Genomic DNA, 8,543 nt, shown 5'->3' on the forward strand with positions numbered 1-8,543 from the left:
GTCGGATTACGCGCTGCGCGCTAATCCGACCTACGGATACCACATTGCCACAACCACTAATTGACGAGGACCCACTATGGACTACCAACGTACCGTCACCCTGGCCATGACCGGCGCTTCCGGGGCGCAATATGGTTTGCGGCTGTTGCAGTGTCTGCTGGCGGCGGATTGTCGTGTGTATCTGCTGTTGTCGAGTGCGGCGGAGGTGGTGATTCGCACGGAGACCAATGTCGAGTTGCCGAGCGATCTGGAGGAGCAGCAGTTGCTGCTCAGTCAGATGTTTGGCGCTGAGGATGAACAGTTGCAGTTGTTTTCCCGGGAGGACTGGTTTTCGCCGGTGGCGTCGGGGTCGAGTTCGCCCAGTTCGATGGTGATTTGTCCGGCCAGTGGTGGGTCGTTGTCGGCCATCGCCCACGGGGCCAGTAATAATCTGGTTGAGCGGGCGGCGGATGTGGCGCTGAAGGAGCGGCGGCAGTTGATTCTGGTGCCCCGGGAGGCGCCTTATTCCGAGGTGCATCTGGAGAATATGTTGAAGTTGACCCGGATGGGCGCGGTGGTGGTGCCGGCCAGTCCGGGGTTTTATATGCAGCCGACCCGGATTGAGGAGTTGGTGGATTTTATTGTGGCGCGGGTGTTGGATCAGTTGGGAATTGAACAGGATTTGATGCCGCGTTGGGGGGAGGATTAGCCCCCCTACAAATACCGCCGAATCAACGCCAAGGTTTTCTCCAAAGCCCCGCGGTTGGCTTCCGCCACCTCTCTGGCCGCCTGGCCCCGCACCGTGCGCAGCTCCTCGGTTTCGATCAGGCTGATCACCTGCCCCGCCAGATCCTTCGCGTTTTCAACGACCTGTAAGGCGCCCGCTTCTTTCAGCAGGTCCGACACTTCCGCAAAGTTGTACAGGCTGGGGCCACTCAGAATCGGCAGGCCCCAGGCAGCGGGTTCGATCAGGTTGTGGCCGCCGTTGTCGATCAGTGAGCCGCCCACAAAGGCGATGTCGCTGGCGCCATACAGGGTCAGCAGTTCGCCCATGACATCGCCCACCAGTACCTGAACATCCGCTCCCGGGGCCTCTCCGGTAATGCGCCGGGCGGTGACGAAACCGCGCTCGTTGCTCAATTCGGCCACCGAGTCAAAGCGCTCGGGGTGACGGGGCACCAACACCAGCAGTGGGTTGCTGGTGGTTTGCGCGCGCACTTGGGCAAACGCCTCCAGTAGGGGGCCGTCCTCGCCGTCGTGAGTGCTGGCGGCGATCCAGATGGGACGCGCCGGGTTGCCTTGCCACTGGGTTCGCAGCGCCGCTGCGCGTTCCCGGACGCTGTCATCCAGGGTCAGGTCAAATTTGATACTGCCGGTGATGTGGGTGGCATCCGGGCGCAGCCCCAGGTCCTGAAAGCGCTCGGCGTCCGCCCGGTTCTGGATACCGGCCTCGGTCAGGCCCTGAAGCATGGGTCGGGTCAGGCCCGCAAAGCGCTGATAGCCCCGGGCGGACTTTTCCGAGAGCCGACCGTTGATCAGTACACCGGGAATTTCCCGTGCCCGACAGGCGGCCAGAGTGTTGGGCCAAAGTTCGGTTTCCATCATCAGATACAGACGGGGCTGCACCCGGTCCAGAAACCGGCGCACGCTGCCCGGCAGATCAAAGGGCGCATAAACGTGTTGAACCTGATCGCCAAACAGGGCCGCGACCCGGTCGGCACCGGTGGGCGTGGTGGTGGTCATCAGCAGTTGCAGACCGGGCTCCTGCAGCAGCGCTCGGGCCACCGGCGCGGCCGCCAACACTTCACCCACCGAGGCGGTGTGCAGCCACACCAGGGTACGGCCGGTCTCCTGAGGCGGGACCCGGCCAAACCGCTCCCCCCAGCGCTGCCCCCAGGCCGGGTTGCGCCGGGCGAGCAGGCGCAGCCGCAGCAGCAACAGGGGCGTGAGCAGATAGAGCAGCAGTGTGTACAACCAGCGCATGCGCAGCGTCATCCTTTCGTGGGGCGGACGCACAGGATACCACTGCGCCCAAGCCCAGGCTAAGCCAGGTCTTTCAGCGACCGGGACAGGAGTTCGGACACCAGGCTGGGCATAAACTCCCGGGGCAGGGTGATGGCGAAGAAGTTCTCGAACAGATTGGGGAGGCGCTCGTAGCGGCGCAGGCGGCCCTGCTGCAGCTCGTCTTTCACCACTACCTCGGGCAGTACGGTAACGGCCCCGCTATCCCGCGCTAACAGGCGCAGCATGGCCATATCATCCACTTCGGCGAGAATGTCCGGCTGGTACTGATGCAGGCTACACAGGGCGTCGAACCCCCGGCGAATTTCTTGGTTAGCCCCAGGCAGCACCCAGCGCAACCCTTGATACCCCTGAGGAAACGAAGCCTCCGGGTCCAGTTCAACCGGACCGATGATAGACAACGGCTGGCGCGCCAAAAGCTGGCTCTGCCAGGCCACCGCCGGTGCCCCGGAGGGCTGTATCTGGGTGTTGGTCAGCACCACATCCAGCTCGTGTCGGGCCAGGCCGTTGAGCAGATTGGTCATCCCCATGGCGTGCAGACTGAAACTCACATCGCGCTCATTGCGAGCCAGCAAGGGCTCGATGAAGGACTCAATGAAATTACGGGACATGGTCGAGAGCATGCCAATGCGAATCGTCTGCTGCTCCGGCTCGATGCCCCGGCTGATCAGGGACTCCAGCTCCTCACCTTTGGTGAAAATCACCTCGGCGTAATTGAACACCTGACGCCCGGCCTCAGTGAGCACCAACTTACGGTTGCGCCGCTCGAACAGGGGCTTTCCCATGCGCTCTTCCAACTGGCGGATCTGGGCCGACAGGGCGCTCTGGGAAACGTGCTGCTGCTCGGCTACCCGTGTCAGTTTGCCCTCACTGGCCACTCGCCAGAAGTAGTACAGATGATGGTAGTTCAACCGGCTCATGCGTGGAGCGCCCCTTAACCGTTCGCTTTTATAGAACGCTTGATACATTTATATCTATTTTACTTAAATTACCACCAAAGGGATACTCCGCCTCAACCGTTTACGGACTCAAAGATGATGACTGTGGAGTCGATGCATGAACTGGAGTGAAGCCCTCCCCACCCTGCTACTGAGCGCCGTTCCCCTACTGCTGGCCCTGGGAGCGGCATTCAGTGCCCGCCAGGCAAGCCCCGACCCGGCCTGGCGCCTCGCCAAAGTTTCCACATCCAGCGCGCTGCTACTGGCCATCGGTCTGTTGGCCTGGGCGCTGGTTCCGGGCGCTGAGGCCGGATTCTGGCAGTCCGCCCCACTCAACCTGGTGATGCTGACGCTGGTGAGCTTCATCGGCTTTGTGGTGGTCCGTTACAGCGCCCAATATCTTCAGGGGGAGCCTCGCCAGACCCGCTTCGCCGCTCTGGTGCAGGCGGTGTTCGCCGCCGTCAGTGTCGCGGTGCTTAGTGACCACTTACTCCTGTTTCTGGCGGCCTGGCTGGGCATCAGCCTGGCCATGCACCAATTGCTGATGTTCTACCCCGAGCGCCCGCGCGCCGCGCTGGCGGCCCACAAGAAGTTCCTGTTTGCCCGGGCTGCCGAGCTGTGCGCCCTGAGTGCCTTTGCGCTGCTGTACCTGCACCACGGTACCGGGCACATCAGCACCATCGTCGCCGCCTATGCCGAGCCGGCATCCCTGACCCTGACCGAGCACTTGGCAGCCGGCCTGCTGGCGATGGCCGCGTTGATCAAATGCGCCCAGTTGCCGCTGCACGGCTGGCTGATTCAGGTGGTGGAAGCCCCCACCCCGGTGTCCGCCACCCTGCACGGCGGGGTCATCAATCTGGGTGGTTACCTGCTGTTGATGTTTGCCCCGCTGGTGCTGCAGTCCGCTCCGGCACAGGCCCTGCTGCTGGTCGTGGCGGGCCTGAGCAGTGTTTTGGCCGCCCTGGTGATGATGACCCGCATCAGCATCAAGGTCCGCCTGGCCTGGTCCACCAGCGCCCAGATGGGCCTGATGCTGGTGGAAATCGCCCTGGGCCTGGTGGAACTGGCGCTGCTGCACCTACTGGCCCACTCCTGTTACAAGGCCTACGCCTTCCTCAGCTCTGGAGAGGCCGTCGTTCAGGACCGGCAGCGGCGGCTGGCCCCGGCCCGTACGCCTCCGATCGGCCAGTGGCTTGGCGCCGGGCTGTGCAGTGTTCTGCTGGTGGCCGGGCTGCTGTCTGCGGGTCACTATGGCCTCGGCCTGGCCTGGCCGGAGACCTTCAGCCCCTGGGTGCTGCTCGCCCTGGCACTGACCACCCTGATGGCCGAGCGCGACAGCCGGCTCAGCGCTGGCTCACTGCTGCGCTTCGCTGCCCTGGCGGTCGTGCTGGCCGCCGTCTACTTCGGTCTGAAAACCCTGTTTGGCCTGTTTTTCCCCGACTACCCTCGGGCCACCCCACTGTGGGCGGACCTGTGGATGAGCACCCTGTTCGCCGCGCTGTCCATGGCCTATGCGCTGCTGCGCCACGGTGCCCACCGGCCCGCAGTCCAGCGGCTGGCGGTAGCGCTTTACGCCGGTTTCTATCTGGATGAATGGGTCACCAAAACCACGCTCAAACTCTGGCCGCACCGGCTCCCGACCCGGGCGCGCCCCAAGCAGTTACACCCCATCTCTGAGGAGGGTTTGCTATGACCGCGTTCGAGAAGACGTCCGCCCCACTGACCCGGGAGCCCGACACCACCGAGCAAGCCCGACTGCTGACCACGGCGCAAGAGCAGGCTCTGGATCGCGCTTGTTCCAGCATCGCCCCCAACTGGCCGCTGGACCGCATGATTGCCGTCAACCCGCTGTGGGCCATGCGCGAGCAGCCCATCGACGAGGTGGCCGCGCGCCTGTCATCGCTGGCCTATATCCACTCCCTGATGCCCCCCAGCCATTATCTGCAGCGCTGGCAGAATGGTGACATCCAGGCGGAGCACCTGACCCGGGCGGCGGCCGAGCTGGACTATCCCGGCAACTACCAGAACCTGCTGAAAGTGGTGAAAACACTGAGTGAACTGCCCCACTGGCACAACATCAGTGACCTGGTGGACGCCGCCCGGGACCGGCAGCACAAGATGGCCTGGCGGGACGAGATCATCCATCAGATCAGCCAGTTCTGTGCCGCCCATTACCAGGAGGACGGCCCGTTCAACACCGAGCGGCTGAACCCGCAGGGCGAGCGCTCGTCCAATCCCACGCTCTACCAGCAGTGGCTGCGCATTACCCGCGTGGACCGGGGTATTGCCATTCTGATGGCGGAGCCGGGCCTGGGACGGTTTTTCGACACGCTGCCTGCGACCGATGAAGGGCTGTTCCAGGCGGCGGCCGCCGAACTCGGCGTCAACGCCACGCAGCTTGGCGACTACGCCCAGGCGCTGCTGCTGGACATCAACGGCTGGGCCGCCTGGGTGGCCTATCGGGATTGGCAGCGCGAGCTGGGTGAGAACGACAGTGCGCCGGCCACGGAGATGCGCAGCCTGCTGGCCATTCGCCTGGCCTGGGAACTGGTCCTGTGGCGCTACCTGCACCGTCGCCACCCGGAGCAGGCGCAGAACCTGAGTTGGCTCTGGCGGCGCGAACTGGACAGCCTGCCCGAACTGTTCGAGCGTCACCGTCAGGCCCAGCGGCCCCTGTGGGTGTGGCAGCGGGCGGCCGAGCTGGCCTATCAACAGCCACTCAACCGGTCACTGACCCAGGCGGTGCGCGCGCCCCACACGGTGGCGGACACGCCCTCGCTGCAGGCCGTTTTCTGCATCGATGTGCGCTCGGAGCCTCTGCGTCGCGCCCTGGAGCAGCAGAACCCGGACATCCAGACACTGGGCTTCGCCGGTTTCTTTGGCTTGCCCCTGAGCGTCGTCACCCCCGGCTCGGCGCTGGCCCAACCGCACCTGCCTGGACTGCTGGCACCTCAGGTGGAAGTGCGCCTGGGCACCCCCGAGCAGGCCAACGCCCAGGCACGACAGCTCAACTGGAGCGCTCGCTTTCAGGAGTGGTCGCAAACCGCCGCAGCCACCTTCACCGCCGTGGAGGCCGGCGGCCTGCTGTACGCTGGCAAACTGTTGGGCCGCTCGCTGTTGCCGGGCAAAGCGCCCAAACGCCTTGAACTGAGTTCACTGCGTTGGCACTGGCGTGACTCCGGAAAGCCCTTGACCCAGGCCGACCAGGTCACCCTGTTGCGCAACGTACTGACCGCTATGGGGCTGACCGAGCGTTTCGCCTCACGGGTGCTGCTGGTGGGCCACGGCAGCCACACCCAGAACAACCCGCACGCCGCGGGCCTGGAGTGCGGCGCCTGCGGCGGTCAATCGGGGGAAGTCTCGGTACGCGCCCTGGCCCGCTTGCTCAACGATCCGGCACTGCGCTCGCCCCTGGCGGAGGCGGGCATCACCCTGCCCGACGATTGCCGCTTCGTACCGGCCCTGCACCACACGGTGACCGACCGGATCGAGCTGCTCGAGGGCGAGGATTGGCTGAGCGCCGAGACCGCCGAGTGGTTGCGCCGGGCCAGCGCCGGAGCGCAGCGCGAACGCGCGGCCGCCCTGGGGTTGAGCCCCGATCAGGCCGACCTGGATCAACAACTGACACAGCGCAATAGCGACTGGTCCCAGACCCGCCCGGAATGGGGCCTGGCCAACAACGCCGCGTTTATCGCCGCGCCGCGCTCGGTGACCGCCCCGATCGATCTGCAGGGGCGGAGCTTTCTGCACGATTACAACTGGCGTACCGACCCGGAGTTCAGCCGCCTGGAGCTGATCATGACCGCCCCCCTGGTGGTGGCCCACTGGATCAACATGCAATACAACGGCTCCACGCTGGATAATCGGAAGTTCGGCAGCGGCAACAAAGTGTTGCACAACGTGGTCGGCGGCCACATCGGCGTGTTTGAAGGCAACGGCGGCGACCTGCGCATTGGCCTGCCCCTGCAATCGTTGCACGATGGCGAGCAGTGGCGGCACGAGCCCTTGCGTCTGAGCGCCTACCTGGCCGCACCGACCAGGGCGATTGACGCCATCATCGCCAAGCATCCGGTCCTGCAGGCGCTGACTGGCAATGGCTGGCTATACCTGTTCAGCCTCGACGATGAAACCGGAGCGGTGCAGGCCTATCACGACGGCCACTGGACCCGCACGACGGACTGAGCCTTCAGCGTCAAAAGAGCCTTCAGCGGCCAACTGACTCAGCGCCAAGGAAGGCGCGTCCCACCCCAATGGCGGCGCGAGCCAAAAAGCCGGCGGTGAATCGTGACGCCGCAGGCCCGGGGCTGCTACACTCTCGCTCCGACTAACCGCTTGCGAAGCGTCAGATCACCATGAGCACTCCGGATACCCCCGACAATACTCAGAGCGCCTGGCTCGATCAGGTAAAATGGAACGACGATGGGCTGGTTCCCGCCATCGCCCAGGACGCCGACAGCGGCCGCATTCTGATGATGGCCTGGATGAACCGCGAATCCCTCGCCCTGAGCGCCCGGGAAAACCGCGCCGTATACTGGTCCCGCTCCCGGGGTAAACTGTGGCGCAAAGGCGAATCCTCCGGCCATGTGCAGGAGCTGAAAAGCATTGAGCTGGACTGTGATGCCGATGCCATTGTGCTCAAAGTGAAACAACTGGGCGGTATCGCCTGCCACACCGGCCGGGAGTCCTGTTTTTACCGGACCCTGAAAGACGGCCAGTGGCAGACCGTGGAGCCGGTTCTGAAAGACCCCAACGAGATTTACTGAGCATGAGCACACCGAACACCGAGCAGGTTCTGACCGAATTGACCCGCGTTCTGGAGGCCCGCAAACAGAACGCGGACCCCGAGTCATCCTACGTCGCCAGCCTGCACGCCAAGGGGCTGAACAAGATTCTGGAGAAAGTGGGCGAGGAGTGCACCGAAACCCTGCTCGCGGCCAAGGATGCCGAACGCAATGGCGACAACCAGCACCTGATCATGGAAACCGCCGACTTGTGGTTCCACAGTCTGGTCATGCTGTCGCATTTAGGCGAAAATGCCGACGCGGTGCTCAACGAGCTGGCGCGGCGCTTTGATTTATCCGGCCACGCCGAAAAAGCGGCGCGCAACAACCAAACATAAGTAGAGGGTAAGGTTATGGGATTTGGTGGAATTGGCATTTGGCAGTTGCTGATCATTCTGGCCATTGTGGTTCTCTTGTTCGGCACCAAGCGTCTGGGCAGTATTGGCAGCGACCTGGGTAAAGCCATCAAGGGCTTCAAGAAGTCGGTCAGCGATGACGACGCCGAGAAAGACAGCGAACAAGACGACGACAGCGCCAAGCGCAACGTCGAAGACAAAACCGACCCGAACAGCGCTCAGACCCAGCAGGAAAAATCCGCAGCGGAAGACAAGAACCGCTCGTGATCCCCGGCAACGCCCTCGGGCATGCCCTGACTGAGCCAGCGGCGCAACTCCCGGGCGGGAGGGCGCCAATCCAGTGTCTGCCTTATTTGAAAGGTGTTTGAGTGTTCGATATCGGTTTCTTTGAGCTGCTGATCATCGCGATTGTGGGCCTGGTGGTCATTGGCCCGGAGCGCCTGCCTGAAGCGGCGCGCGCCGTGGGC

General features: G+C 63.9%; 9 protein-coding genes. 7 read left to right on the forward strand and 2 right to left on the reverse strand.

The window, feature by feature from the left end:
• Positions 1-76 precede the first annotated feature (76 nt).
• On the forward strand, positions 77-688 hold the full coding sequence (locus tag B3520_RS10365) for a flavin prenyltransferase UbiX (RefSeq protein ID WP_036160761.1): 612 nt from the start codon (positions 77-79) through the stop codon (positions 686-688).
• 5 nt (positions 689-693) lie between these two features.
• On the opposite strand, the gene waaA is transcribed toward B3520_RS10365, so the two are convergent.
• Together waaA and B3520_RS10375 are read right to left on the reverse strand one after the other, a co-directional pair.
• Positions 694-1,962 carry a lipid IV(A) 3-deoxy-D-manno-octulosonic acid transferase gene (gene waaA, locus B3520_RS10370; protein ID WP_286804430.1) on the reverse strand — a complete coding sequence of 423 codons (1,269 nt, stop codon included), beginning with the start codon at positions 1,960-1,962 and terminating at the stop codon, positions 694-696.
• Positions 1,963-2,021: 59 nt separating this feature from the next.
• Positions 2,022-2,921, reverse strand: a complete 900-nt coding sequence (locus tag B3520_RS10375) for a LysR family transcriptional regulator (protein ID WP_024461314.1) — start codon at positions 2,919-2,921, stop codon at positions 2,022-2,024.
• Positions 2,922-3,057: 136 nt separating this feature from the next.
• Between B3520_RS10375 and B3520_RS10380 the strand changes: the two genes are divergently transcribed.
• The 6 genes from B3520_RS10380 to B3520_RS10405 all read left to right on the forward strand — a co-directional run.
• Positions 3,058-4,632: an NADH-quinone oxidoreductase subunit L gene (locus B3520_RS10380; protein ID WP_286804429.1), complete on the forward strand. Its 1,575-nt coding sequence runs from the start codon at positions 3,058-3,060 to the stop codon at positions 4,630-4,632.
• Positions 4,629-7,121 (forward strand): YbcC family protein, encoded by a 2,493-nt coding sequence (locus tag B3520_RS10385; protein WP_286875988.1) that lies wholly within the window; start codon positions 4,629-4,631, stop codon positions 7,119-7,121. Before B3520_RS10380 ends, B3520_RS10385 begins: the two co-directional genes overlap by 4 nt.
• 170 nt (positions 7,122-7,291) lie before the next feature.
• A complete protein-coding gene (gene hisI / locus B3520_RS10390) occupies positions 7,292-7,702 on the forward strand; it encodes a phosphoribosyl-AMP cyclohydrolase (RefSeq protein ID WP_286806760.1) in 411 nt (136 codons plus the stop codon).
• 2 nt (positions 7,703-7,704) lie between these two features.
• Positions 7,705-8,058: a phosphoribosyl-ATP diphosphatase gene (locus B3520_RS10395; protein WP_286806759.1), complete on the forward strand. Its 354-nt coding sequence runs from the start codon at positions 7,705-7,707 to the stop codon at positions 8,056-8,058.
• 15 nt (positions 8,059-8,073) lie between these two features.
• Complete coding sequence (tatA, locus tag B3520_RS10400) at positions 8,074-8,343, forward strand: twin-arginine translocase TatA/TatE family subunit (protein ID WP_286806758.1); 270 nt, start codon at positions 8,074-8,076, stop codon at positions 8,341-8,343.
• A 101-nt stretch (positions 8,344-8,444) separates the two neighbouring features.
• A partial coding sequence (locus B3520_RS10405; protein WP_286876008.1) for a twin-arginine translocase TatA/TatE family subunit occupies positions 8,445-8,543 on the forward strand: 99 nt, incomplete at its 3' end.

The organism is Marinimicrobium sp. UBA4509, from assembly GCF_002388575.1.
GTDB lineage: Bacteria > Pseudomonadota > Gammaproteobacteria > Pseudomonadales > Cellvibrionaceae > Marinimicrobium > Marinimicrobium koreense.